Here is a 24,411-nt window from a genome sequence, read left to right as displayed (position 1 = left end):
CAGCGTCAGAACTTGCCGTATGGGTAGTCATTCAAGCGACCACAGAGGCTCTTGCGTTCACCCGGCAGCCCGCGGTTTACGGCACAATTGCTGCCAATTCAGAACCACGCCCTTGATTGCAGCAGTTGACCGACCGGAGCGCTTCCCGTGCAGACCACGCGTTTGACATTGATGTGCCATGCACGAACCGTCGCACAGAAACTGGCGCGTTTTCCTACGAACGAGCCTGTTGAAAATGCCGGGCTGGCGCCGACTGCACTGATCGCGCGTTTCAATACTGCGCCGCGTCTGCTCTGCGCGCCGGAGCTGCGCACGCGCCAGACGGCGGCGTGGTTTGGCGCCGATGCGCAAATCGACGAAGCGTTGCGCGACTGTGATTGGGGGCGCTGGAGTGGCGTGTCGATCAAGGACGTGCAACGCAGCGAAGAGGTAGCCCTGAACAGCTGGCTGCGCGACACCCATGCGGCGCCGCATGGCGGGGAATCGGTAGCACAACTCTGTGAGCGGGTGGCGGGGTGGCTGGGCAGTGTGCAAGCTATTCCGGGTCATGTGTTGGCGGTGACTCATCCATTTGTCATTCGCGCAGCCCTGACCGAAGTCATGCGTGGGTCGGCGTTTCATGACATCGATGTCGAACCGTTGTCGACCGTCGAATTGCGCTTCAACGGCCGCTGGCGTCTGCTTCTACCCGACCTGGATGTGAGAGGAGCCTGCTGATGAAACAATTGCTGGTGATCGGCATTGGTGCCGGAAATCCCGACTACATCACGATGCAGGCGGTCAAAGCGCTGAATCGGGTGGACGTGTTCTTTCTGCTGGACAAAGGTCCGCGCAAAGACAAGCTGATCGATTTGCGCCGGGAACTCTGCGCGCAATATATCAACGGTCGCGATTATCGGTTCGTCGAAGCCCACAGCCCGGAACGCGAGCGCGGTGCTGGCGATTACACGGCCAGTATCGATGACCTGAACAGGGCCAAACAGCGAACGTTCGAACGGCTGATCAATGACGAATTGTCTGACGGCCAGTGCGGCGGTTTTCTGGTTTGGGGCGACCCGGCGTTATACGACAGCACGGTGCGCATTCTTCAGGCGATATTGGCGTCGGGTGCGTGCGCCTTCGAATTTAAGGTGATCCCTGGCATCACCAGCGTTCAGGCACTCGCTGCGCAGCACAAGGTGCCGCTGAACACGATCGGCCGCTCCATCGAAATCACCACCGGACGGCGTCTGGCCGCGGGGCAGGTGAGTGACACGGACAGTCTGGTGGTGATGCTCGATGCCGAGGACGCGTATCAGCGGGTGGCCGATGCGCAGACCGAGATCTATTGGGGAGCCTACCTGGGCACGCCGGACGAGATCCTGATCAGCGGCCGGCTGGCGGACGTGGCCGATGAGATCGAAAGGGTGCGCAAGGCGGCGCGGGCGGAGCATGGGTGGATCATGGATACGTATTTGTTGCGCAAGCCATAGGTGGGTGGTGTCTGGGCTGGCCTCATCGCGAGCAGGCTCACTCCTACACTTGATCGGGTTCGCAATTCCATTGAGCGAGCCTGCTCGCGAAGGGGCCATATCATCCAAAACAACTTTCGGACAGGCAAAAAACACCCGGTGCAACGCAAGTCGCCCCGGGTTTTTTGTTGCCGGCAAACAGCGGATGTCGTGGATCCGCCGCCTGCCGTGAACTCGTGGTCAGCCGCGTTCCAGCGCCAACGCCACACCCTGGCCGCCGCCGATGCACAAGGTCGCCAGACCTTTTTTCGCATCTCGCTTGAGCATTTCGTGGAGCAGGGTCACCAATACCCGGCAACCCGACGCACCGATCGGGTGACCCAGCGCGATGGCGCCGCCGTTGACGTTGACCTTGTCCAGATCCCATTGCAGATCCTTGGCCACTGCCAGCGATTGTGCGGCAAAGGCTTCGTTGGCCTCGATCAGGTCGAGCTGCTCGATGCTCCAGCCCGCCTTGTCCAGGCAGCGGCGGGTCGCCGATACCGGGCCGATGCCCATGATCGCCGGGTCAACGCCAGCATTGGCGTAAGCGGCGATTTTTGCCAGCACCGGCAGGCCGAGGGCCTTGGCTTTTTCGGCACTCATCAGAATCACTGCCGCCGCGCCGTCGTTCAGCGACGAAGCGTTGCCCGCGGTGACGCTGCCGTCCTTCTTGAACGCCGGGCGCAGTTTCGCCAGGGATTCAGCGCTGGTATCGCCGCGCGGCTGTTCGTCGACGTTGAACGCGAGCGGGTCGCCTTTGCGCTGCGGAATCAGGATCGGGGTGATCTCGTCGACAAAACGACCGGCCTCAATGGCTGCGGCAGCTTTTTGCTGCGACGCGGCCGCGAAGGCGTCCTGCTGTTCACGAGTGATCTGGTATTTGTCGACCAGGTTCTCGGCGGTGATGCCCATGTGGTAGTCGTTGAACGCATCCCACAGGCCGTCGCTGATCATGGTGTCGACGATTTGCGCGTGGCCCATGCGCAGACCGGTGCGTGCGCCCGGCATCACATAGTTGGACAGGCTCATGTTTTCCTGACCGCCGGCAATGATCACGTCAGCGTCGCCGCAACGGATTGCCTGCGCGCCGAGGTGCAGAGCTTTCAGGCCCGAACCGCAGACCTTGTTCAGGGTCATTGCCGGCACGGCGTGGGGCAGGCCGGCCTTGATCGCGGCTTGACGCGCTGGGTTTTGACCCGCACCGGCAGTGAGCACCTGGCCCATGATCACTTCATCGACCTGGGCACCGTCCAGGCCGGTCTGCTCAAGCAACTGGCGGATCACCGCAGCGCCCAGATCGACCGCGGACACGCTGGCCAGCGAGCCTTGAAAACTGCCGATCGCGGTACGCGTGGCGGCAACAATGACGACTTCCTGCATTTTCGAATTCCTCACTCGGCAGCGAACTGCATTTCCGGTACGTGATCCGGGACGATCAGTTTACCAGCGGTTTTGGCGACTATTTCCTCGACGCTGACGCCAGGTGCGCGTTCCTTGAGGACAAAAGCGCCATTTTCGATTTCCAGGTAGGCGAGGTCGGTCAGCACGCGCTTGATGCAACCGGCGCCAGTCAGCGGCAGGCTGCACTTGGCCAGCAGCTTCGATTCACCGTCCTTCGACGCGTGGGTCATGATCACGATGATGTTGTCGGCGCCGGCCACCAGGTCCATCGCGCCGCCCATGCCCTTGACCAGTTTGCCGGGGATCATCCAAGAAGCGATGTTGCCTTCGACATCGACTTCGAACGCGCCGAGCACGGTCAGGTCGACATGGCCGCCGCGGATCATCGCAAAGGATTCGGCAGAGTTGAAGATCGACGCGCCGATTCGCGCAGTCACCGTTTGTTTACCGGCATTGATCATGTCGGCATCGATGGTTTCTTCGGTAGGAAAAGGTCCCATGCCGAGCAGGCCGTTTTCCGACTGCAGCATGACTTCCATGCCTTCAGGAATGTAGTTGGCGACCAGAGTCGGAATGCCGATACCGAGGTTTACGTAGTAGCCGTCCTGCATTTCGCGGGCGACGCGCTGAGCCATTTGTTCGCGGGAAAGTGCCATGGTTTTATTCTCCGTCAGCCTGAATTATTTGCGGATGGTGCGCTGTTCGATACGTTTTTCGAACGTGCCGCAAATGACCCGGTCGACGTAGATGCCCGGGGTGTGGATCTGGGTGGGGTCGAGTTCGCCGGGTTCGACGATCTCTTCGACTTCGACCACGGTGATCTTGCCGGCAGTCGCCGCCAGCGGGTTGAAATTCTGCGCGGTGTGACGGTAGACGACGTTACCGAAGTGGTCGGCTTTCCAGCCTTTGACGATGGCGAAGTCGCCGGTGATGGATTCTTCCATCAGGTATTTGCGCCCCTTGAACTCACGCACTTCCTTGCCTTCAGCGACCGGTGTGCCGACGCCGGTGGCGGTGAAGAACGCCGGAATGCCAGCACCGCCGGCGCGCATCTTCTCGGCGAGGGTGCCTTGCGGGGTCAGGATGACTTCGATTTCGCCTTTAAGCAGTTGCTCTTCGAACAGCTTGTTTTCGCCAACGTAGGAGGCGATGACTTTGCTGATCTGGCGGTCGGAGAGCAGCACGCCGAGGCCGAAGCCGTCGACGCCGCAGTTGTTGGAAACCACGGTGAGGTCGCGGGTGCCTTTGCGCTTGATCTCGGCGATCAGGTTTTCCGGAATACCGCACAGGCCAAAACCGCCAGCGATCACGGTCATGCCGTCCTCAAGCCCGGCCAGGGCTTCCTCGTAGGAACTCACGCGCTTGTCGAAACCTGCCATATGCACCTCTTTTATTATTTGCGGGCGGCTGGCTAGCCGAATGACTGGAGTGTCGCGCCGCGGGATATATTTGTTAAGTTGATTTTTAAGGTTGATTGATAGATAAAACTCAATAGTGCCCGGCATGATCGTTCCCACGCTCCGCGTGGTATCGCCTCACGGGCCGCATCCCCACGCAGTGCGTAGGAACGATCACCGTGTCAGGCTTGCAGCTTGGCGCTTGTTGCTTAGAGCTGGAGCGCAGCGACCATGACCATCAAACAGATCCGCGCTTTTCTCGCCGTGGCCAAGAGCCTGAGTTTCGCTGTGGCCTGCGAGCGCTTGCACCTGTCGCAGTCGGCCTTGAGCCTGACCATCAAAGCGCTGGAGGAGGGCCTGGGTGGCCGTTTGTTCAGCCGCAACACACGCAACGTGGCACTGACTGCAGAAGGCGAGTCGCTGCTGCCACTGGCCCGGCGTCTGATCGCCGATTGGGACAACGCCGAAGACGAAATGCGCCAGCGCTTCAGCCTGCAACGCGGGCGGGTGACGCTGGCGGCGATGCCGTCGTTTGCCGGCAACCTGTTGCCGCCGATCCTGAAAACCTTTCGCGCGCGTTATCCGAACGTCAACGTCACGGTGAACGACGTGATCAACGAGCAAGTGCTGGAAATGGTCCGTGACCGCCAGGTTGAACTGGGCGTGGCGTTCGAGCCGATGCAGAGCACTTCGCTGACGTTCACCCCGTTGTACATGGATCGCTTCGTTGCCGTGGTGCCGAAGGATTCGCCTTTGGCGCAGCGCACCGAGATCGACTGGCAAACGTTGTTGCAGGAACCGTTCATCACCTTGCAGCGGCCATCGACGGTGCGGGTGATGCTCGAGGAACACTTGCAGGCGCGGGGCAAGAAGTTGCCGGTGGAATTCGAGAGTCATCAGTTGGCGACGGTCGGGCGGATGGTGGCGAGCGGGCTGGGCGTCAGCGCAGTGCCGGCGTTGTGCGCCGAACAGATGCAGGAACTCGGCGCGCAGTGCCTGACGCTGAATGATTCGGTGGAGCGCGCCATTGGCGTGCTGACTGAACCGGACAATGAACTGTCGGCGGCGGCGCAGGCGTTGTTCGATATTTTCAAGGCTGAAGATTTGCGGTAACAGTCGATGGTGACCCCACCCCAGCCCTCTCCCGGAGGGAGAGGGAGCCGATCGGGTTGTCTTGCGTCCCGCATCGACCTGCAAAACCGAGTCGATTACCGATTCACAGCAAGACGTTCATCTCGCTACAGACCTTGAACATCCCCCATTCGGTCCCCTCTCCCTCGGGAGAGGGCTAGGGTGAGGGGGCCGATGTCAAGCCGAACACTTATTCCACACGCTCATCATTCCAGCGCCAGCGCCAACAAAGGCAACAACCGCTCACACGAAGCCTCGATCTTCACATCCAGCAACTCATCCGCCCGGGTCTTGCCCAGGTTGATCGCAATCAGCGGCCGGCCACGATCAGCCATCACCCGGCACAAACGAAACGCCGAATAAGCCATCAACGAAGACCCGACCACCAGCATGCCGCCGGCAGTTTCTGCGGCTTTCATCGCCCGTGCCGCGGTGTGCTGTGCGACGTTTTCACCGAAAAACACCACGTCCGGCTTCATCCGCTCTCCCGCGCAACGCGGGCAGTGGGGTACCTGGAAGCGTGCTTCGAAGGCGGGGTCGAGCAGGGTGTCGCCATCAGGCGCCTGCACCGCATCGACGCCGGCCAGATAGGGATTTTGCTGCTCCATCAACTGCTGAATCGCATCGCGCTCACTGCGCTGGCCGCAGTCCAGGCACAGCACCCGATGCAGGCTGCCGTGCAGTTCGATCACATCACGACTGCCGGCCTGATCGTGCAGGGTGTCGACGTTCTGCGTGATCAAGTCGCTGATCAACCCCTGGCGCTGCAAACCGGCCAAGGCCTCGTGCGCTGCATTCGGTCGCGCCTGGCGCACTCGCGGCCAGCCCAGCATCGCCCGCGCCCAATAACGCCGGCGTGATTCCGGGGCGGCAAGAAACTCCTGATACATCATCGGCTGCCGGCCACGGCGTACACCGTCGCTGTCGCGGTAGTCGGGAATGCCCGACGGCGTGCTGATGCCGGCGCCGGTCAGTACCAGAAAATCGCCGTCGGCCATCAGTTGTTGCAGGGTGTCGAGGTGTTCGCGGGTCGGGCTGTCGAGCATGGTCAGCGCTCCGAAAAGACGTTGCCAGCAGGTTAGCACGACCCGCGCGGGTTACTTGCGCACCTCCAGAATCAGGTTGAACGGTGTTTGGCTGGCCCGGCGGAACTGCTTGAACCCGGCTTCAGTGAAGACCTTGCGCAGGCGCATTTCGCCTGCTTGCGCACCGAGGCCCAGGCCGACTTCCTGCGATAACGAGTTGGGCGTGCAGATAAAGGTCGACGCCGCATAAAACAGTCGTCCCACCGGATTGATATTGTCGTCCAGGGTGTCGTTGGCGAACGGCTCGACCAGCAACACCGTGCCGTCATCCTTCAGCGCTGCATAGGCGTGACGTGCGGCACCGACCGGGTCGCCCATATCGTGCAGGCAGTCGAAATAGCAGATCAGGTCGTAGTCATCGCCGGGATAGCCTTTGGCCGAACCCTGAAAGAACTTCGCCCGACTACTGACGCCGCCTTCCTCGGCGCGCTGGGTGGCGACGCTGATGGATGGCGCGTGATAGTCGTAGCCGACGAAACGCGAGTTGGGAAACGCTTGCGCCATGATTACCGTCGAGGCGCCGTGACCGCAGCCGATGTCGGCGACTTTCGCGCCTTCTTCCAGCTTGGCCACCACGCCGTCCAGCGCGGGCAACCATTCGGCGATCAGATGGCCCTTGTAGCCCGGGCGAAAGAAACGTTCGGTGCCGCTGAACATGCACGGATGGTGGTCGCCCCAGGGCAGGGCGCCATTGCCGCGCATGGCTTTGACCAATTTGTCCTTGTCGTGGAAAAACGACGCCACGACGCCGAGGCCGCCAGCCACGTAAACCGGCGAGTCCTCGACGGCCAGGGCCAGCGCCTGTTCTTCCGGCAGACGGAACTGCCCGTCCTGATGCTCCATGTAGCCGGACGCCGCGTGGGCGCTGAGCCATTCGCGGACCAGCCGTGGATTGCAGGTGGTTTTTGCCGCAAGGGCATCGGCACTGATCGGCTGACTGTCGGCCATCGCCCGGTACAGCCCGAGTTCTTCGCCGACGATGACATTGGCCAGCATCGCCGCGCCGCCCATGTCGTTTACCAGTTTGCCCATGAATTGGTTGAGCTTCGCCTCGTCCATCATGTGTGCTCCTGAAAACAGGATCACAGTCCGGCGGCGTCGAAGGTCGAGGCGTGCGCCACCGGGCGGTGGTCGCGGAAACGGGCAGGGCACGACAGAAGTCCTGCGTCCCCCTCGACTGGGTAATGAAACAGTCTAGCCGCGCTCAGCGAGTGGCGCCGACTTTGTGAGCGCGGAAAAACCTGAGCGAGCCTGCTCGCGAAAGCGCTGAATCAGACAGTGAAGATGTTGAATGATAAACCGCATTCGCGAGCAGGCTCGCTCCCACAATGGATGCGCAATCGAGCTGTATCTTTGTGTATTCCGGCCACCGAGCGATACACACGCTTGCAAACCTGCGCTCAGTTGCACACAGCCGTGATACAGCCAGCGCGTCAACTGGGGAAAATCCACAACAGAGGCCGTGCACATGCCGCTTTCATCCCTGCCACCCAGCGTCGGCCTCGGCCTGCGCCGTGGTCTGCTCAACGATCTGCGAAACGCCCGCCCTGGCAGTTTCGACTTTCTTGAAGTCGCGCCGGAAAACTGGATCGGCGTTGGCGGGGCGCACGGCGCGGCGCTGGGAGAATTGGCCGAGCGCTATCCGTTGTCCTGCCACGGCTTGTCGCTGTCGCTCGGTGCCCCGGCGCCGCTGGATGTCGGTTTCCTGCAGGAATTGCGGGTGTTTCTCGACCATTACAACGTGCCGCTGTACAGCGAACACCTGAGCTACTGCAGCGATGACGGTCACCTTTACGACCTGCTGCCGCTGCCCTTTACCGAAGAAGCGGTGTATCACGTCGCCGCGCGCATTCGTCAGGCGCAGGACATTCTCGGCCGGCGTCTGGCGGTAGAAAATGTTTCCTATTACGCCGCCCCGCGCCAGGAAATGGACGAAGTGACGTTCACCAACGCTGTGCTGCGCGAGGCCGATTGCGATCTGCTGCTGGACGTGAATAACGTTTACGTCAATTCGGTCAATCACGGCTTTGATCCGCAGATGTTTATTGCGGGTATCGAACCGGGGAGGGTGGTGGGCATTCACGTCGCGGGGCATTTCGACCAGTCCGACACACTGAAGATCGACACCCACGGAGCTTCGGTAAAACCTGTGGTATGGACATTGCTGGCGCAGGCCTATGCGCGATTCGGTGCGCAGCCGACTTTGCTGGAGCGGGATTTCAATTTTCCAGCCTTTGCCGAACTGGTGGCCGAATTGCAGACCATTCGCCACCTGCAAGCAGGAGGGCGCCCTCATGGATAACCTGCAACAGCAACAACAGGCGCTGACCCGCTACCTGCGTGACCCCGAACACCAGACACCACCCGCCGACATGAACGCGGCGCGCGTCGAGGTTTATCGTGATCTGGTGTTCAACAACGTCTCGCAATTGTTGAGCGGAACCTTTCCGGTATTGATCCGGATCATCGGCGAACCACGCTGGCGCTTGCTGGTGCGTGGCTTTTTGCGTGACTGGCGCGCGCAGACGCCGAAGTTCGCTGAGATCGCCGGGGAATTTATCGATTATCTGGCGGCGCAACCGCAGGTTTTGCAACAAGGGCAGTGGCCGGCGTTTCTGCTGGAACTGGCGCATTACGAATGGGTGGAGATGGTTCTGCAGCAATCCGATGCGCCCGCGTTGCCGTTTACGGATCCGGCACTGCTGTTGCGGCGCCCGCTGCGGGTTTCAGCATTGGCCTGGCCGTTGGCGTATGTCTGGCCGGTGCATGAACTCGACCCGCATAACCAGCCCGATACGCCACCGACACAACCGACCCTGTTGCTGGTGCGCCGCACCGAAGATTTCAGCGTGAAGTTTTCCCAGCTGAGCCCGTTGGCCTTGCGCTTGTTGCAGCGAATTGGCGAGTATCCCGTCCTCAATGGTAGCGAGCACTTACACGCCTTGGCTGTGGAGGCGGGAGTGGTCGCGGATATTACGTTTCTGAACAACGGATCGCAGTTATTGCGGCAGTTGCGCGAAGATGGCGTGCTTGGCAGTGAGGTTTGAATCAGTCGGCAAACAGCCAGGACGGCGGATGCGGATGCCGCCGATAAAACTCGCGTAATTGCAGCATGTCCTGGGTAAACCAGCCGTTCAGCCATTGGCGGTACTGCATTCGCGCAGGCATTTGCAGGGCAGGCCGGTGCAGGCTGTCCGCCACGACCTGAGCGGCTTGAATGCCGCTGAGCAATGCTTTGAGTACACCGTGGGAAGATGCCGGGTCGAGTTGGCTGGCCGCATCGCCAACCAGAAAATAGCCGGCACCGGAGCAGGCCCGAGTGATGCGCCAGCTCACATCGGCGCCGCGAGCAATGCCTAGGGTTGGCATTGCTCGCAATGCTTTCGGAACCCTCGATGACGACGGGTTTCTGGAATGCTTTTCGAACGACAGATGTGTCCAGTGCAGCGTTTGATCGCTGACCTGAGCAATCCATGTCCAGCCATCAGGCTCGGCCTGGAGGCATGCAGTTTCGGTATGTGCGTCGCCGCGCCCTTGCGAGTAACCGTAATGCGCCACCAGTGGTGGCGAACACCGAAGCATCGGCAGGCCGAGTTGGCGTTGCAGCCATCCGCGGGCGCCGCTGGCGTCGATCACGTATTGTGCGCGAAGACTGCCAAGGTCCGTGTCTACGCCGATGACTCGATTGGACTGAGTCAGTACCCGTCGCGCCCGGCACGGCTGCCTGATTTCCACGCCAATGGCGATGGCCTGAGCCAACAGCGTCGCATCCAGATGCGCCCGTTCAATGTGAAAACCGCGCCATTTATCGCCGTCATCGCCACCAAAAGCCTCAAAGCGCGGCGCGCCGTTCCAATGCAGCCAGTGACCCTCGAAGCGTACTGCTGTGGGACCACATAGCTGTTCGGCGACACCCAGTTGTTCGAACAGCGGTTCAATGCCCGGATGCAGACTTTCACCCGGGCGAAAGCGTGGGAATGGCTGACCTTCGATCAAGGCCACATGCAAACCAAGCCGGGCACAGCTGATTGCGGCCGCACAACCCGCAGGTCCGGCGCCGACGATCACCACGTCATATCGATTCATCGGCGATCTGCCAGGGCTGATCCTCGCGTTTGATCAGGATAGCGTCGGCGCTCAACAACAGGATCACCAACTCCTCTACGTCGACATGGCGGAGCCTGAAATCACTTTGGGCAATTTGCACGGCACCTCGCCTGTAAAGCAAAAAACGCTGAACCGAACCCTCGAGAACCCGGCCGGATTGCTCCTGCGCGATGTCCAGTTCGGCATTCGGTCGTTGCACGTCATTCAGCGACAACAGCGGCCAGGCGTTACGCAGTTGCTTGTCACTGGCGGCGCCAAGCACGCTGTACACGCGATACATCGCCAGCACCCGTTGCTGATATGCCGATTGCGCGGTGCGCCCGGTCAGGCACAGGGAAAACCGGCCATCGAGCGCCACTTGCGTGTAATCAGCATGAGCGTAGGCGTGGTACTCGACGATCAGACGTTGGTCCTGCGTGAGCAATTGCGGGCCGCGTTGATTATCCCAGGCCACCGAACTGCCCACGCCGATTTCCTCGTCGGTCAGTGGGATGATGCTATGCAAGGACGAACGGGGTTCGAAAATTCGCGCTGAATCCGGGGCCACTCCGGGCCAGAATGAGCCCAGCGCTGCGCAGATTTTTGCATCCTCGGGAAACGGGCTGGCCATCTGGTAACCGGCGAGAATGTTGATCCACTGTTTCTCCGGAGTCTGTTCACGGACCCAGCCGACCTCCCAGCCCGGGCCGAACACGCCGGCAGCGCCATCAGGCAGTGAAGTCGTGCGCGGTGGGCCGGATAACGCTGCGTTCTGTTCAGCGCCGGCTTGATCGACCAGGGCGACGATGGCGCTGATCCCGCGATCTTCGGGCGAAAACAACTGGTCGCGCAGTTGCAGATTGGCACAGTAGCGAACATTGCTCAGCGCCTCCAGTCGGGCATGCCAGATGTCGCTGTTGGCAAACGTTGGCTCAGCCTCTGCCCAGTGCATCAAGTGGCGTTGGCTGCACAGCGGGTAGAAATCCGGAGGGCCGATCACCGAGTAGGCCGCCACCGATGGCAGATGGTTTACCAGCACCGGGCAACGTGCCCGCACCCAACCGTCGGCAGTACCGTCCTGGTAATGGAGGGCGCGATAGCCACCCTGACGCACCCGTTCCTCGACATCAGCGTAATTATTGAGGTCATCGATGCTGCCATCCGCCGCGACCCGATGTCGTCCGTGCACCATGCCGCCCGTGTTGGCCGGCATCACGAAAGATAAAGCTTGCCCCTGAAACTCGACCGGCTCGACCAGCCTTGCGCGGGCATCAGGCAGCAACAGGCCGGGGCCGCTATCGGCATCTGCGGCCCAGTGCGCCAGATGCTCGCTGACCACGAAAGGCGGCTGGCTGATCTGCGGCTCCTGCCAGCCGGTGCCGCTGTGGCGCAAATGGATATGGCGCAGCTTTTCGTTGATCTGGTGGTTGTCCAGTGCCACCGTGAGATGCTGGCCTTGCAGACATTGCGAGCCATTGAACAGCTTGTGCAACGGCACCCAGAAATCCAGCTGCGGGTCGATGTCCGCTTGCAGGTCCATCGGGCCGAAGCGTTCGGCATCGCCCTTGAGCTGCACCGCAATGTATGCGCTGTAGCGCACCGGCATCACGCGAATGCCGTGCGGATCAGCATCGTCGAAGGGTAGAAAACTGCGCAGCCTGGCGTCGTAGCGCGCGGGCCCGGTACCCACGCGGGCGATACCGGTACGCGAGAAGCACAGGTCGGCGTGCCGACCGTGCACGGTGTCAACGGCGCAACGATATTCGCTGGCGAACACGGCCAGCGCCAACGGTGCGCCTCGGGCCTTTTCACGCAGACTGCCAAGTGTCGGCGGGTTGATGCTGAAGACATAATCGAGCACTGTCTCGATTTCGGCAGGGGTAGGAAACAACTGCAACGGTTGCCCGGTTGCGTCGCTGATGACCTGCGGCGAAGCCAGGGCGTGAAACAGCAGGCTGCGCGCCGGTGCGCCGGCTTCGATGGCGCGGTCACCTGCCACGGCGAAGTCGGCGAACCCCGGCAATGAGCGGTCAATGGTCAGAGGTTTGGCCAGCTCGGCCGCCAAAGGATCGGCGAGCAGATCAAGCCCATGGGCCAGCATCAGCGAATGCCAGCCGCCAGGGGCCAGTCGCGTGCATAACTGAGTAACCGATTCGAGCAGAGTCATTTGCGCCTCGACAGGACAAGCTGAACCTTATGGAACCGCAGTCTGGCACCGGTCGCCACTGGCAGATCTGACAGTGGCGACCGGTGGGACATTCGATTCGTGGTTATTGCGACAGCCAGAAAACGATAGGCGCAGCGGCGACAAAGCAACAGTCGGTCGCGTCTGCAAAAGGTGTAGGCATTTGCGCTTGGTCATGCAGGCAAGCAGATACCGCGGCCGGCAGTGTTTAAACAAACACGGTTCAACGTTTTACGCAGATAACGGCAACTTCAGTTGCGCACACAACCCCCCGCCCTCACGGTTACTCAAGGCCAGCGTGCCACCCAGCGCCATCGCCAGTTGCTGAGCAATGGCCAGGCCCAAACCCGTACCGCCGGTATCCCGATTACGCGAGTTCTCGACCCGGTAAAACGGCTGCAGCACTTGCGTCAGTTCGGTTTCGGCGATGCCCGGGCCGCGATCGAGCACGCTGATCCTCAGACTGGCGTTATCTGCCGCGACCTGGACTTCAGCAGCCCCGGCGAACTTCAACGCATTGTCGGTGAGGTTCACCAGCACCCGGCGCAGGGCGTGCGGGCGGGTGTCGATGACCGCTGCGCTGTGGCCGGTCAGTTGCACCTGTTTGCCCATGTCCTGATAGTCGAACACCAGGCTTTCGAGGAAGGAATCCATGTTGGTGCGCCGGCTCTCTTCGGTCGCGCCATGCACGCTGCGCGCATAGGCCACGCCTTCGCGCACCAGATGTTCCATCTCGCTGAGGTCGTTGCACAGTTTGTCTTTTTCGGCGCAGTCGTCCATGAACTCGGCGCGCAGTTTCATCCGGGTGATGGGTGTTTGCAGGTCGTGGGAAATTGCCGCCAGCAGTTGCATGCGCTCTTTCAGGTAGGCGGCGATGCGCGCCTGCATGGTGTTGAAGGCACGCGCCGCGTAGACCACTTCGTTCGGGCCTGATTCATCGAGTTTGATCGGATGAGCGTTGGGGTCGAGGGTTTCCACGGCGTTGGCCAGGCGGGTCAGCGGCCGGATCGCGATGCGCACCGCCAGCCATGTGCAGGCGATCATCAGCGCCAACTGGCCGAGCAGTACCCCCGGCAACCACGGCGACAGCGGGGCCATGGCCGGGCGCACGTCGATGGTCAGCGGGCTGCCGTCGCTCAGACGCAGATGGCCCTGAAAGTGTTGGCGCGGCCCGGGAATGTCGGTGAAGGTCAGCGGATAGCGCGCACCGATGGCCTCGGTGATCGAGGTCACCGCCACCGGCACATCACGGGCATCGATCGGTGTGCCCGAATCACCTTCGCTCAACAGGTAGCCGTAGTTCTTGCGCGCCAGGCGTGTGAGCCACGCCGGACGTTCTTCGGCAGGCAGCCGATCAAGGATCGCAACCGAGGTGGAAACGTCGGTTTGCAGATTGCCCAGCATGGTGTTTTTCGAGCTTTCGTAGCGCTCGTAATACTGCGCGCCAAACGACAGCGCCTGGGCGAGGATCAGGCCGATCAGGAAAATCAGCGACAGGCGCGACGCGAGGGTGCGTGGCCAGTGCACGTTGAGGGTCACGCCGGTGCCCCGAGAATCTCCACCGGCAGCGAAAACACATAACCCTCGCTACGCACGGTCTTGATGTACGCCGGTTCGCGCGCGTCATCGAGCAGACGCTGGCGCAAACGGCTGACCAGCAAATCAATGGAACGGTCGAACAGGTCGGCATCGCGTCCCTGGGTCAGGTTGAGCAGTTGATCACGGCTAAGCACCCGTTGCGGATGATCGAGGAACACCCGCAGCAAGCGATATTCGGCGCCGCTGAGGGCGACCATGGTGCCGTCGGTGTCCAGCAGATGCCGGGCCGAGGTGTCCAGTTGCCAACGGCCAAAGGCGAGCAGCCGACCGGCTTCAGTCACCACCAGATTCGGCGGCAGCATGCGCGTGCGGCGCAGCACCGCGTTGATTCGCGCCAGCAGTTCGCGCGCGGCGAAGGGTTTGGTCAGGTAGTCGTCGGCGCCCATTTCCAGGCCGATGATGCGGTCGGTTTCATCGTTGCGCGCGGTCAGCATCAACACCGGCGTGGCCTTGTGTTTGCCCACGCGCAATTCCCGACACAGCTGCAGGCCATCGTCGCCGGGCATCATGATATCGAGGACGATCAGGTCGACAGTGTTGGCTTCGAGGAAGCTGCGCATCTGTCGGCCATCGGCGACGACTGTCGTGCGCAGACCGTTTTTCTTCAGGTAGTTGCCCACCAGCTCACGGATCTCGCGGTCGTCGTCGACGATGAGAATGTGATCGACATGTTCCATGGGTACAAGCCTCTCAGAAGGGGAATGCGATGCAGTCTATAGCGCCTGCACCGGCGCGCCTGCCAGCCTTTGTATTGCAGTGTATCTGCCGTGTCGACAGATACACGTAAACGCAAAAACGGGTTTTTTCCGCGGTTTTGTATCGCTGTGTATCGCCCGGTGACAGGGATACACAGCGATTGAAACGCGCCTGTTCCTGACACAGACGCGATACCTCGGGGGCTTTAAATAGGTTCCATCGAGGCAAACGCAGAACGCCTCGGCCCAAACCCATTAAAGCCCTGAGGACTATCACCATGAACAACAAATCCGTCGTCGCCGCCTGCCTGTTTGCCGCTTTGAACATCTGCACTCTGTCGGCCCGTGCCGAAGCCGCTGCCGCCCCGCAAACCTACACCTACGGCACCCACCTGGATATCCACCAAGTGATCTCGCTGGAACAGGACAACTCGGTGGCCTGCGGCATCGTCGAAGCGCGTATGACCTACCTCGATTCGGCCGGCACCACCCGCGTGCTCGATTACAGCAAATTCGCTGACGGCTGCAACAACGACAACTGATCCATCACTCTTTCTGGAAGGTAAACATCATGAACAACGTATCGCGCTTTCTGACTGCCATCGCTTTTTCCCTGGCCGGCGTAGCCGCCCATGCCAACGCTGCGGTTGAACAGCCTGGCTGCCACAGCAGCACCTGTTTCCAGCTGACCCCGGTGGCCAGGCAAGGCACCGACGGCTTGCTCGCCGCGGACGGCGCCAGTCGCACACCGCTGGGCCAGATGTTTGCTGCGGACGGTTCCAGCCGCACACCGCTGGGCCAGATGTTCGCCGCGGACGGTTCGAGCCGCACACCGCTGGGCCAGATGTTCGCCGCGGACGGTTCCAGTCGCACACCGCTGGGCCAGATGTTCGCCGAGAACGGCGCCAGCCGCACGCCACAGGGTCAATGGCTGCAAAGCCAGAGCGCCTGATTGCTCATCACCGTCATATGGAAAAGGTAACTCACCATGTACCTCATCGCGTTTCTCGGCGGTCTGCTGACCGTGCTCAGCCCCTGCATCCTGCCGGTGGTGCCGTTTCTGTTTGCCGGTGCGCAGCGTAGCCGCACTTCGATCCTGCTCACCCTCGGCGGCATGGCCCTGACGTTCGCGCTGATCTCCAGCCTGGCGGTGGTCAGCAGCGAGTGGGTGATTCAGGCCAGCAACACCGGACGCCACGTCGCGTTGATCGTGATGAGCGTGTTCGCCTTGTCGCTGATCTCGGCGCGCATCGGCGACTGGCTGACGCGTCCCTTCGTAATGCTCGGCAACCGTCTCGACCCGCAGGCACAAGACAAGGCCGGGCCGTTGGGCTCGATCATGCTCGGTGTCGCCACCGGGCTGCTGTGGGCGCCCTGCGCCGGGCCAATCCTCGGCGTGATTCTCACTGGCGCCATGCTGCAAGGTGCGAATGCGCAGACCAGCCTGCTGTTGCTCGCTTATGGCGCCGGCAGTGCCTTGTCGCTGGGCCTGCTGATCTTCGCCGGACGGGGTCTGGTCAACCGCTTGAAACCATCGATCCCGTTTACCGGTTGGTTGCGTCGCGGTGCCGGTGTCGCGGTGCTGGGTGCGGCTGCGGTCATTGCCACGGGTTTCGATAAAACCCTGCTGGCGAACATCTCCTCCGAGGGCGTGGCCAGCGTGGAAAAAAGCGTGCTGGAGAACGTGCCGAAAGTCGTCGACTACCTCGTCACCAAGGTCCGCGCGGACTCGCCGATGGAGGAGGGCAAAGGCGTGATGCCGCCGCTGACGGGCGCGGTGCAATGGCTGAACTCGCCCGAGCTGACCAGCGAATCCTTGCGCGGCAAAGTGGTGCTGGTGGACTTCTGGACCTACGACTGCATCAACTGCCAGCACACCCTGCCTTACGTGAAGGACTGGGCGAAGAAATACGAAAAGGACGGCCTGGTGGTGATCGGAGTTCATACGCCGGAGTACGGCTACGAGCGGATCATCGACAACGTCAAGGACCAGGTGAAAGAGCTCGGCATCACCTACCCGGTGGCGATCGACAACAACTACACGATCTGGCGCAACTTCGATAACCAGTACTGGCCGGCGCATTATCTGATCGACGCCAAGGGGCAGGTGCGTTACACCCACTTCGGTGAAGGTCGCTACGAGGCGCAGGAGCAGATGATCAGGCAACTGCTGGAGGAGGCCAAAGCGCCGGCAGCCTGATCAGCGAAACCAATGGCTCAGAGGTCGCGGACCATGAGCCATTGTTCGTTTCCCCAGGCTTGAAAGTTTTCAAGTACTTGCCAGCCGCGTTTGGCGTAGTAGTCCCGCCTGGTTTGCGTATGCAGGTACAGACGTGGCCAGCCGCGATCCTTCGCTTCCTGACAGATCGATTCAATCAAGCGTTCCGCCAATCCCTGGCCGCGAGCGTCGGGGCTGACGAAAACACAGGCCAGCCAAGGTCCGAGATCAGGCCGCTGGGCGAGGTCGGCACGAGCGAGGGCGGCGCCGCCGATCAACTGCTCATTGTCGAGCGCCAAGAGGCAAGGCCAGTCACCATTGCTTTGCCCAGCAGCGAATTCGCGTTGCCAATCAGCGAGTGGCTGGTGAGCGTATTCGTAGGAGAACTGGCTGTGAATCCATTCGGCATAGCGGTCGCTGTGGTGCAGGTGATCGGCTAGCCAGGCGAGGTGCTGAGGCATCGGTCGAGTCCTTTCCTGAATTGAGCGTGCATGAAAGACCAATCTTTCCTTGCAGGCAATCGTCGAGGTGTTTCAAGCGCTTGACAGATTGCCACCATTCATCGGCAAACGCCCGATTTTCGGGGCTCGGCAGACGATTGGCAGGGACGCCGATCAGCCGTAGCGCGATAGTGAAACTGGCAGGGCGTTGCCAAGGATCCGCCCCCTGTTTGATGCCTCAGTCACTGTGTAGCGGAGCACCAAAGCATGAGTACCCCGATTGATCTGACTGCCCTCAAAGAACGCCAGAAAGTGGCGTGGGCCAGTGGCGATTACGCCTTGATCGGCACCACGTTGCAGATCGTCGGTGAGAACCTCGCCGAGGCCTGCGATCTGCGTTGCGATGAGCAGGTGCTGGACGTCGCTGCTGGCAATGGCAATGCCACGCTGGCGGCGGCGCGGCGTGGGTGTCTGGTGACTTCAACCGACTATGTTCCGGCATTGTTGGAACGCGGGCAGGATCGGGCGCGGGCCGAGCATCTGGATGTGACGTTTCAAGTGGCTGATGCCGAGGCGTTGCCGTTCGCTGACGAGAGTTACGACGCGGTGTTGTCGACGTTCGGGGTGATGTTTGCGCCGGATCAGGCTCAGGCAGCGGCGGAGTTGGGCAGGGTTTGTCGGCGTGGCGGGCGGATTGGTCTGGCCAACTGGACGCCGGGCGGTTTCGTGGGGCAGATGTTCAAGGTGCTTGGCCGGCATCTGCCACCGCCGGCCGGGGCGCAACCGCCGTCGAACTGGGGCACGGAGGCGTGGTTGCATACGCATTTTGTTGATCAGGATTTTGTGGTTGAGGTGACGCGCCGGCATTTCAATTTTCGCTATCGTTCGGCGGCGCATTTCATTGATATTTTTCGCCATTGGTATGGGCCGGTGCACAAGGCTTTTGCGGTGTTGCCGCCGGAGGGCGGGGAGGCGCTGGAGGTGGATCTTACGGAGTTGCTTGAGCGGTTGAATCGTGCGGGGGAGGGATCGTTGGTGGTGCCGAGTGAGTATCTTGAGGTGGTGATTGGCAAGCGTTGATTTTTTTCTGGTTTGATTGGGGGCATATCCGTTGCTTCGGGTGCTGCGGCTGGCGGTTTCGCCCTTACGGCGAGGCACTTTTTCCAGACGCCGAAAAAGTACCCAAAAAGGCTTGCTCCTGCGTTCGGCCCTCGCAGGCTCGGGTTCCTTCGCTCCGGGACTGATCCGGGCGCAGCGGCTACGGTTTGCTTCGCTGCACCTCCTTCCGCTGTGTCTGGCTGCGCCAGACGGTCGCTGCGCTCCCACGCCCGGATCAATCCCTCCGCTCAGCCTTCCGATGTCGCCGGTGACGCAAGATCAAGATCAAGAGCACTCGAGCTAACGCTCATTGTTGAGTGGTGAGAAGCGGCGCATGGCTTGGGATTTTCGGTGGATTCGCCCCTCACCCCAGCCCTCTCCCCCTGGAGAGGGAGCCGATCTATGGGCTGTTCAAATCCTGAGCTCGACTCGATATCGCATGTCGCCGTATCTCTCACATCCACCACGGTCAGTTCCCTCTCCCTCCGGGAGAGGGCTAGGGTGAGGGGCCTTTGATCTTCAACGTCGCAAAACAGGCGATCTGACACTCGGCCTGATGGTTGTACTCGTCCCCTGTGGGAGCTTGCCTGCAAGCGATGGCGACCTTACAGCCGACCATTCTCTAACGCGTTCGCCTATTTCACCTGCCCCCGATCAACCCATTCCAGCGCCGTGCGCCAGATGCAGATCCCCAGGAAATAAGCCGACATCAGCAGCCAGACACCCATAACCATCGGGTTGATCTGTGGATGGTTAAGCACCAGCGAAAGGCTGCACAGCAGCCATATCGCAGTGACGGCGATGTTGATCGGCATGAACCGGCGGACGCGGAACGGATGCAGGAATTTCATCCGGGTGACGGTCAGCAGTGCCAGGCCGATCACTGTAAGAAAGGTGATCCACGGTCCCGGGCCGATGATGTACAGGCACAGCGCAACCACGTTCCAGGCGGCCGGGAAGCCGACGAAGTAGTTGTCTTTGCTTTTCATGTTGACGTTGCAGAAGCAGAACAGCGACGACACCAGAATCAGCGATACCGTCAGCAGCAAGGTGTAGTCAGGCAAGGGGATGTAGCGATAGATGAACAGCGCCGGGATGAACACGTACGTCAGGTAATCGATCACCAGGTCGAGGATCGAGCCGTCGAAGCTCGGTAGCACCGATTGCACGTTGACCTTGCGCGCCAGTGCGCCGTCGAGGCCGTCGACGATCAGCGCCACGCCCAGCCACATCAGGCAGTGGGTCGGCTGGTTTTCCAGCAGGGCGAGGGTCGCCAGGAATGCGGTGACCACGCCAGTCGCGGTAAAACCATGGGCGCCCCATGCTTTGAGCCTGGCGATGTGTATGGTCGATATCACGGGAGCGTTCTCCAGAAAATGCAGCTGGCCGGGGGTCGCCCGCGGGTAGCAGGGCGCCGGCAAACCGGGGCGGGTTGCAGCTATCGACCGGTTTGGCCGGGATAAGGTTCACGCACCATCAATCTTAGCCGGGCGGTGAAAAAATTCCTCGACTGGCGTGGCCAGACGTCGTGTGTCAGCCAAACGGTGCTGGCGCTATGGCTGGCGGGGTCTATCGTTGCCTGACGCAGTCACGGCCAACGCCTGAGGATGACGTCATGAACACCAGTGATTTGCTTGAACAGTTGTTGCGGGGCCAGGCCTCGGCGCGACCCTCCACGGGCGCGTCTGCCGGGGATGGTCTGGGTGGGCTCGGTGGTTTGCTGGGCGGGCTGTTGGGCGGCGGTCAGGCCGGTGGCGCTGGCGCGGCGGCATCCGGCGGGCTCGGCGGGTTGGGCGGTTTGCTCGGAGGCTTGCTCGGCGGTGGCGGTGGCGGTGGCGGTGGCGGGTTGGGCGGTGCTTTGGGCGGGGCGCTGGGGGGCGGCAGTCGCAGTCGTTCTGGCGGCACTAATTACGCCGCACTGGCATCGCTGGGGATGATGGCGTATCAGGCTTATCAGGCCTGGCAACGCAGCCAGGCCAGTACGGCGCCGCAACAGATTCCGCAAACGGCCGATCTGCTCGCCGACCCGCAAATCGAAGAGCATAGCCACGCGGTGTTGCGTGCGTTGATCGCGGCGGCCAAGGCTGACGGTGAAATTGATGCTCGGGAAAAGCAGATGATTGACCAGCAGATCAGCAATTGCACAGATGATCGACAATTGCAGCAATGGTTCGCTGATGAAATCTCCAAGCCGCTGGATTTGAACGAAGTTGCGCAGGCAGCAAAGGGCGATAAAGCCGTGGCCGCTGAAATGTATTTGCTCAGCGTAATCCTCGTAGACGACCAGCAGGACGCCGAGCGCCGCTACCTCGACGAGCTCGCCGCCGCCCTGAATATCAATCCCGATTTGCAGGTGCACCTCGAAGCGCAGGCCAAAGCTCGGGCATGAGCAATAAGGCAAAACCTGCGGACAATCAAAGCCCTTGGCGTTCCATCCGTCAGGGGCTTTTTCAGCTCGATTGAATTTTTCTCACGGCGCATCGCTCTTCTGCATAACAGAGCCAGTCTGCAATCGGTGCGCCCATGAACAGGAATCTCGACGACTACAACCGCATGCGCGATTTTTCCGCGACTTCGGAACCGGCCGCGGTAAAACGCTCTGGCCGTAAAACCGCGAAGGATCACGCCTTGCAGTTCTGCATCCAGAAGCACGACGCTTCGCACCTGCATTACGATTTTCGCCTCGAACTCGACGGCGCGCTCAAGAGCTGGGCGGTGCCGAAGGGGCCGTCGCTCGACCCCAAGGTCAAGCGTCTGGCGGTGCACGTCGAAGACCACCCGCTGGACTACGCGACCTTCGAGGGCAGCATTCCCGAGGGGCATTATGGCGCCGGCGATGTGATTGTCTGGGATCGCGGCGTGTGGATTCCCCTCGACGATCCGCAGAAGGCTTACGCCAAAGGCCGGCTCAAGTTCGAATTGCAGGGCGAGAAGCTTGGCGGTGTGTGGAATCTGGTGCGCACGCACATGCCGGGCAAAAAGGAGCAGTGGTTTTTGATCAAGCATCAGGACAACGCCGCCCGCCCGCAGGACGACTACGACGTACTGGTCGCGGAACCGGACAGTGTGTTGAGTGAACGCACGATCGTCGCCAGCCCGAAAAAATCCGCCGAACAGGCCAAGCCGCTGAAAAAAGCCCCGGCAAAGCCGCGCAAACAGGCGACCGGCAAACTCACCGGCGCACACAAGGCCAAGTTGCCAGCGCAACTCAAACCCGAGCTGGCGACGCTTGTCGACAGTGCACCGGAAGGGCAGTGGAGTTACGAAATCAAGTTCGATGGTTACCGGATCATGGCGCGCATCGACGGCGATCAGGTGCAACTGTTTACGCGTAACGGCCACGACTGGACGCACAAACTGCCGCAACAGGCCGAAGCTTTGGCGGCGCTAGGCCTGGAGTCGGCCTGGCTGGACGGCGAGATGATCGTCGCCAACGAGCAGGGCGTGCCGGATTTTCAGGCGCTGCAGAACGCCTTCGAAGTCGGGCGCAGCGGCAACATCGTCTATTACCTGTTCGATTTGCCCTATCTCAACGGTGTCGATCTGCGCGAAGTCGCGGTCGAGGAACGGCGTGCCGCGTTGGCGACCATTCTCGGCACGCAGAAAAGCGAGTTGCTGCGCTTTTCCGAAGCCTTCGAAGAGACCCCGGACGCGCTGCTCAACAGTGCCTGCCAGATGCAAATGGAAGGCTTGATCGGCAAGCGCCTCGGCTCGCCTTACGTATCTCGGCGCAGCAGCGACTGGATCAAGCTCAAATGCAAACACCGGCAGGAATTCGTCATCGTCGGCTATACCGATCCGAAAGGCGCGCGCAGTGCCTTCGGCGCGTTGTTGCTCGGCCTGCATGATCGCGACAGCGGTGAATTGCGCTACGCCGGCAAGGTCGGCACCGGGTTCAACGAAACCACCTTGAAAAGCATTCTGGCGCAACTCAAACCGTTGCAGGCCAAGAGCGCGGCGGTGGTCAACCCGCCCAGCGGCTTCGAGGCCAAAGGCGTGCACTGGCTCAAGCCGAAACTGCTGGCGGAAGTGGCGTTTGCCGAGATGACCAAGGACGGCTCGGTGCGCCACGCCGTGTTCCATGGCCTGCGCAACGACAAACCGGCCAAAGCCATCACCGAGGAGCGAGCGAAGCCCGTGAAGACTGTCGAAAACAAAACTGCCGAGAAGAAACCAGCGAAGAAGACTGCTGCCAGCAAGGCTGCGAGCAAAAAAACCGCGGCGAGCAAAACCGAACCCGCACCGTCGCAAGCCAACCTGGCCAACGGCAAAGTGCGTATCACCCACCCGGACCGGGTGATCGACGCGGTCAGCGGCACCACGAAAATGCAGCTCGCCGAGTATTACGCCAGCGTCGCCGAATATATTCTGCCGCACCTCAAGGATCGCCCGGTGGCGCTGGTCCGCGCCCCGGACGGGATCGCTGGCGAACTGTTCTTCCAGAAGAACGCCGAGCGCCTGGCGATTCCCGGCATCAGCACGCTCGACAAAGACGTCACCGGGCAGCCGGTGATAATGATCAACAGTGCCGAAGCGCTGATTGGCGCTGTGCAGATGAGCACCGTCGAGCTGCACACCTGGAATGCTACCCAGAGCGACCTGGACAAGCCCGACCGCTTTGTCCTCGACCTCGATCCGGACCCGGCGTTGCCGTGGAAAAGCATGGTCGAAGCCACGGCGCTGACCCTGACCGTGCTTGATGAACTGGGGCTCAAGGCGTTTCTCAAAACCAGTGGCGGCAAGGGTATTCACCTGGTCGTTCCGTTGACCCGCAAGCACGGCTGGGACGAGGTCAAGGATTTCAGTCACGCCATCGTCAGCCATATGGCCAAGTTGTTGCCGGACCGTTTTTCAGCGGTGTCCGGGCCGAAAAACCGCGTCGGAAAGATCTTCATCGATTACCTGCGCAACGGTCTGGGCGCCACCACCATTTGTACTTACGCGGCGCGCGCGCGCGAAGGCATGCCGGTGTCCGTACCGGTTTTTCGTGAGGAAGTAGCGGAGATCAAGGGCGGCAATCACTGGAATATTCATAACGTCCATGAGCGCCTGGCCGAGGTTGGTGAAGAACCGTGGGCGGACATGAAGAAAACCCGCCAGACCATCACCGCGCAAATGCGCAAACGCGTCGGCATGAAAAAATGATCAGGCGTCGCGCAGCAAGTCGTGGGCGTTGAGCAGTTCGAAGGCGATCGCCGGGTTGTTGTTCAAGCCTCGGCGAATCGCCGTCGGGATCGCTTTGCGGGTTTTGCGGCACAGCCCCGGTAGGTCGTCGATCTCGATATCGATACCGAGCATCGTCCGGACTTCGTGGAAGCCCGGGGAGACTTCAACGCGAATACCTAACTGGTCATACATGCGTTTTTGCAGATGACGCAGATCGTCGAGGTCTTTGAGTTGTTCCAGACGCGCCAGCAGGACTTTTTCTTCGTTGCGGGTCAGGCGCAGGATGCGTAGATCCGCGCCGGGCGTGTCCAGCAACGGATCGCGCCCGCAAACGCAGGCGCCGGGTGGGCAAGGGGAGCGCAAAGGCGCGGTGGTGGTCATGGCCTCCATCATAGAGGCCGTCGGACCGTTTTGCCT

The 24,411-nt window shown here is 61.2% G+C and carries 22 protein-coding genes and 1 pseudogene; 11 read left to right on the top strand and 12 right to left on the bottom strand.

The annotated features are described in order from the left end of the window. The first annotated feature begins 147 nt into the window (after positions 1–147). Together J3P75_RS17315 and cobF are read left to right on the top strand one after the other, a co-directional pair. Complete coding sequence (locus J3P75_RS17315; protein ID WP_434707584.1) at positions 148–717, top strand: histidine phosphatase family protein; 570 nt, start codon at positions 148–150, stop codon at positions 715–717. After that, on the top strand, positions 717–1,472 hold the full coding sequence (cobF, locus tag J3P75_RS17310) for a precorrin-6A synthase (deacetylating) (RefSeq protein ID WP_434707583.1): 756 nt from the start codon (positions 717–719) through the stop codon (positions 1,470–1,472). The genes J3P75_RS17315 and cobF overlap by 1 nt, the downstream gene beginning before the upstream one ends. A 219-nt stretch (positions 1,473–1,691) precedes the next feature. Here cobF and J3P75_RS17305 read toward each other — a convergent pair whose 3' ends face one another. Genes J3P75_RS17305 through J3P75_RS17295 form a run of 3 tightly spaced genes read right to left on the bottom strand, consistent with a single transcriptional unit; the run spans position 1,692 to position 4,273 of the window. Next, positions 1,692–2,873 carry an acetyl-CoA C-acetyltransferase gene (locus tag J3P75_RS17305; protein ID WP_434707582.1) on the bottom strand — a complete coding sequence of 394 codons (1,182 nt, stop codon included), beginning with the start codon at positions 2,871–2,873 and terminating at the stop codon, positions 1,692–1,694. A gap of 11 nt (positions 2,874–2,884) precedes the next feature. Then, complete coding sequence (locus J3P75_RS17300; protein WP_208937895.1) at positions 2,885–3,550, bottom strand: CoA transferase subunit B; 666 nt, start codon at positions 3,548–3,550, stop codon at positions 2,885–2,887. Positions 3,551–3,574: 24 nt separating this feature from the next. Beyond that, positions 3,575–4,273: a CoA transferase subunit A gene (locus J3P75_RS17295; RefSeq protein WP_434707581.1), complete on the bottom strand. Its 699-nt coding sequence runs from the start codon at positions 4,271–4,273 to the stop codon at positions 3,575–3,577. A gap of 249 nt (positions 4,274–4,522) precedes the next feature. Here J3P75_RS17295 and J3P75_RS17290 point away from each other — a divergent pair, with 249 nt between their 5' ends. Then, positions 4,523–5,404 carry a LysR substrate-binding domain-containing protein gene (locus J3P75_RS17290; protein ID WP_434707580.1) on the top strand — a complete coding sequence of 294 codons (882 nt, stop codon included), beginning with the start codon at positions 4,523–4,525 and terminating at the stop codon, positions 5,402–5,404. A gap of 224 nt (positions 5,405–5,628) precedes the next feature. Here J3P75_RS17290 and J3P75_RS17285 read toward each other — a convergent pair whose 3' ends face one another. Both J3P75_RS17285 and J3P75_RS17280 read right to left on the bottom strand, forming a co-directional pair. Then, complete coding sequence (locus J3P75_RS17285; RefSeq protein WP_434707579.1) at positions 5,629–6,468, bottom strand: NAD-dependent protein deacetylase; 840 nt, start codon at positions 6,466–6,468, stop codon at positions 5,629–5,631. A 51-nt stretch (positions 6,469–6,519) separates the two neighbouring features. Next, positions 6,520–7,566 carry a class I SAM-dependent methyltransferase gene (locus J3P75_RS17280; protein WP_434711327.1) on the bottom strand — a complete coding sequence of 349 codons (1,047 nt, stop codon included), beginning with the start codon at positions 7,564–7,566 and terminating at the stop codon, positions 6,520–6,522. Between the two features lie 409 nt (positions 7,567–7,975). On the opposite strand from J3P75_RS17280, the gene J3P75_RS17275 reads away from it, so the two are divergent. Beyond that, positions 7,976–8,809, top strand: a complete 834-nt coding sequence (locus tag J3P75_RS17275; RefSeq protein WP_434707578.1) for an HvfB family MNIO-type RiPP peptide maturase — start codon at positions 7,976–7,978, stop codon at positions 8,807–8,809. Further along, positions 8,802–9,554, top strand: coding sequence for an HvfC family RiPP maturation protein (locus J3P75_RS17270; protein ID WP_434707577.1), 753 nt, complete (start codon positions 8,802–8,804; stop codon positions 9,552–9,554). The genes J3P75_RS17275 and J3P75_RS17270 overlap by 8 nt, the downstream gene beginning before the upstream one ends. Before the next feature lies 1 nt (position 9,555). Here the strand turns inward: J3P75_RS17270 and J3P75_RS17265 are convergent, their stop codons facing one another. The 4 genes from J3P75_RS17265 to J3P75_RS17250 all read right to left on the bottom strand — a co-directional run bounded on the left by J3P75_RS17265 (position 9,556) and on the right by J3P75_RS17250 (position 15,054). Beyond that, a complete protein-coding gene (locus J3P75_RS17265; protein WP_434707576.1) occupies positions 9,556–10,593 on the bottom strand; it encodes an NAD(P)/FAD-dependent oxidoreductase in 1,038 nt (345 codons plus the stop codon). Further along, on the bottom strand, positions 10,580–12,760 hold the full coding sequence (locus J3P75_RS17260; RefSeq protein ID WP_434707575.1) for a hypothetical protein: 2,181 nt from the start codon (positions 12,758–12,760) through the stop codon (positions 10,580–10,582). Before J3P75_RS17260 ends, J3P75_RS17265 begins: the two co-directional genes overlap by 14 nt. 249 nt (positions 12,761–13,009) lie before the next feature. Then, positions 13,010–14,317, bottom strand: a complete 1,308-nt coding sequence (locus J3P75_RS17255) for an ATP-binding protein (RefSeq protein WP_434707574.1) — start codon at positions 14,315–14,317, stop codon at positions 13,010–13,012. Beyond that, positions 14,314–15,054: a response regulator gene (locus tag J3P75_RS17250; RefSeq protein WP_090282763.1), complete on the bottom strand. Its 741-nt coding sequence runs from the start codon at positions 15,052–15,054 to the stop codon at positions 14,314–14,316. The genes J3P75_RS17255 and J3P75_RS17250 overlap by 4 nt, the downstream gene beginning before the upstream one ends. A 296-nt stretch (positions 15,055–15,350) precedes the next feature. Here J3P75_RS17250 and J3P75_RS17245 point away from each other — a divergent pair, with 296 nt between their 5' ends. The 3 genes and pseudogenes from J3P75_RS17245 to J3P75_RS17235 all read left to right on the top strand — a co-directional run bounded on the left by J3P75_RS17245 (position 15,351) and on the right by J3P75_RS17235 (position 17,272). After that, a complete protein-coding gene (locus tag J3P75_RS17245) occupies positions 15,351–15,614 on the top strand; it encodes a DUF2790 domain-containing protein (RefSeq protein ID WP_203421600.1) in 264 nt (87 codons plus the stop codon). A gap of 29 nt (positions 15,615–15,643) precedes the next feature. Then, positions 15,644–15,877: pseudogene (locus J3P75_RS17240) on the top strand (hypothetical protein); the annotation flags it as partial. A gap of 183 nt (positions 15,878–16,060) precedes the next feature. Next, positions 16,061–17,272 carry a cytochrome c biogenesis protein DipZ gene (locus J3P75_RS17235; protein WP_434707573.1) on the top strand — a complete coding sequence of 404 codons (1,212 nt, stop codon included), beginning with the start codon at positions 16,061–16,063 and terminating at the stop codon, positions 17,270–17,272. Positions 17,273–17,289: 17 nt separating this feature from the next. On the opposite strand, the gene J3P75_RS17230 is transcribed toward J3P75_RS17235, so the two are convergent. Beyond that, on the bottom strand, positions 17,290–17,751 hold the full coding sequence (locus J3P75_RS17230) for a GNAT family N-acetyltransferase (RefSeq protein WP_434707572.1): 462 nt from the start codon (positions 17,749–17,751) through the stop codon (positions 17,290–17,292). A gap of 246 nt (positions 17,752–17,997) precedes the next feature. On the opposite strand from J3P75_RS17230, the gene J3P75_RS17225 reads away from it, so the two are divergent. Continuing rightward, complete coding sequence (locus J3P75_RS17225) at positions 17,998–18,810, top strand: class I SAM-dependent methyltransferase (RefSeq protein WP_434707571.1); 813 nt, start codon at positions 17,998–18,000, stop codon at positions 18,808–18,810. 653 nt (positions 18,811–19,463) lie between these two features. On the opposite strand, the gene pcsA is transcribed toward J3P75_RS17225, so the two are convergent. Next, the gene (gene pcsA / locus J3P75_RS17220; RefSeq protein ID WP_093102565.1) at positions 19,464–20,186 is read right to left on the bottom strand and encodes a phosphatidylcholine synthase; all 723 of its coding nucleotides are present in this window, start codon (positions 20,184–20,186) and stop codon (positions 19,464–19,466) included. Positions 20,187–20,443: 257 nt separating this feature from the next. Between pcsA and J3P75_RS17215 the strand changes: the two genes are divergently transcribed. Both J3P75_RS17215 and ligD read left to right on the top strand, forming a co-directional pair. Beyond that, positions 20,444–21,217, top strand: a complete 774-nt coding sequence (locus J3P75_RS17215; protein WP_434707570.1) for a tellurite resistance TerB family protein — start codon at positions 20,444–20,446, stop codon at positions 21,215–21,217. 134 nt (positions 21,218–21,351) lie between these two features. Beyond that, positions 21,352–23,973 carry a DNA ligase D gene (ligD, locus tag J3P75_RS17210; protein WP_434707569.1) on the top strand — a complete coding sequence of 874 codons (2,622 nt, stop codon included), beginning with the start codon at positions 21,352–21,354 and terminating at the stop codon, positions 23,971–23,973. Here ligD and J3P75_RS17205 read toward each other — a convergent pair whose 3' ends face one another. Continuing rightward, the gene (locus J3P75_RS17205; protein ID WP_434589846.1) at positions 23,974–24,375 is read right to left on the bottom strand and encodes a hypothetical protein; all 402 of its coding nucleotides are present in this window, start codon (positions 24,373–24,375) and stop codon (positions 23,974–23,976) included. Positions 24,376–24,411: the final 36 nt, after the last annotated feature.

Source organism: Pseudomonas sp. R1-1, assembly GCF_051132135.1.
Lineage (GTDB): Bacteria > Pseudomonadota > Gammaproteobacteria > Pseudomonadales > Pseudomonadaceae > Aquipseudomonas.
This window is presented reverse-complemented; position numbering and strand designations above follow the sequence as displayed.

Bases quoted from the DNA above. Each gene is read 5' to 3' on its own strand.
- J3P75_RS17265 (WP_434707576.1), bottom strand. From the start codon at position 10,593: ATGAATCGATATGACGTGGTGATCGTCGGCGCCGGACCTGCGGGTTGT.
- J3P75_RS17260 (WP_434707575.1), bottom strand. From the start codon at position 12,760: ATGACTCTGCTCGAATCGGTTACTCAGTTATGCACGCGACTGGCCCCT.
- J3P75_RS17245 (WP_203421600.1), top strand. From the start codon at position 15,351: ATGAACAACAAATCCGTCGTCGCCGCCTGCCTGTTTGCCGCTTTGAAC.
- J3P75_RS17270 (WP_434707577.1), top strand. From the start codon at position 8,802: ATGGATAACCTGCAACAGCAACAACAGGCGCTGACCCGCTACCTGCGT.
- J3P75_RS17300 (WP_208937895.1), bottom strand. From the start codon at position 3,550: ATGGCACTTTCCCGCGAACAAATGGCTCAGCGCGTCGCCCGCGAAATG.
- J3P75_RS17235 (WP_434707573.1), top strand. From the start codon at position 16,061: ATGTACCTCATCGCGTTTCTCGGCGGTCTGCTGACCGTGCTCAGCCCC.
- J3P75_RS17285 (WP_434707579.1), bottom strand. From the start codon at position 6,468: ATGCTCGACAGCCCGACCCGCGAACACCTCGACACCCTGCAACAACTG.
- cobF (WP_434707583.1), top strand. From the start codon at position 717: ATGAAACAATTGCTGGTGATCGGCATTGGTGCCGGAAATCCCGACTAC.
- J3P75_RS17215 (WP_434707570.1), top strand. From the start codon at position 20,444: ATGAACACCAGTGATTTGCTTGAACAGTTGTTGCGGGGCCAGGCCTCG.
- J3P75_RS17305 (WP_434707582.1), bottom strand. From the start codon at position 2,873: ATGCAGGAAGTCGTCATTGTTGCCGCCACGCGTACCGCGATCGGCAGT.
- J3P75_RS17295 (WP_434707581.1), bottom strand. From the start codon at position 4,273: ATGGCAGGTTTCGACAAGCGCGTGAGTTCCTACGAGGAAGCCCTGGCC.
- J3P75_RS17225 (WP_434707571.1), top strand. From the start codon at position 17,998: ATGAGTACCCCGATTGATCTGACTGCCCTCAAAGAACGCCAGAAAGTG.
- J3P75_RS17275 (WP_434707578.1), top strand. From the start codon at position 7,976: ATGCCGCTTTCATCCCTGCCACCCAGCGTCGGCCTCGGCCTGCGCCGT.
- J3P75_RS17250 (WP_090282763.1), bottom strand. From the start codon at position 15,054: ATGGAACATGTCGATCACATTCTCATCGTCGACGACGACCGCGAGATC.
- J3P75_RS17205 (WP_434589846.1), bottom strand. From the start codon at position 24,375: ATGACCACCACCGCGCCTTTGCGCTCCCCTTGCCCACCCGGCGCCTGC.
- J3P75_RS17290 (WP_434707580.1), top strand. From the start codon at position 4,523: ATGACCATCAAACAGATCCGCGCTTTTCTCGCCGTGGCCAAGAGCCTG.
- J3P75_RS17230 (WP_434707572.1), bottom strand. From the start codon at position 17,751: ATGCCTCAGCACCTCGCCTGGCTAGCCGATCACCTGCACCACAGCGAC.
- J3P75_RS17280 (WP_434711327.1), bottom strand. From the start codon at position 7,566: ATGGACGAGGCGAAGCTCAACCAATTCATGGGCAAACTGGTAAACGAC.
- ligD (WP_434707569.1), top strand. From the start codon at position 21,352: ATGAACAGGAATCTCGACGACTACAACCGCATGCGCGATTTTTCCGCG.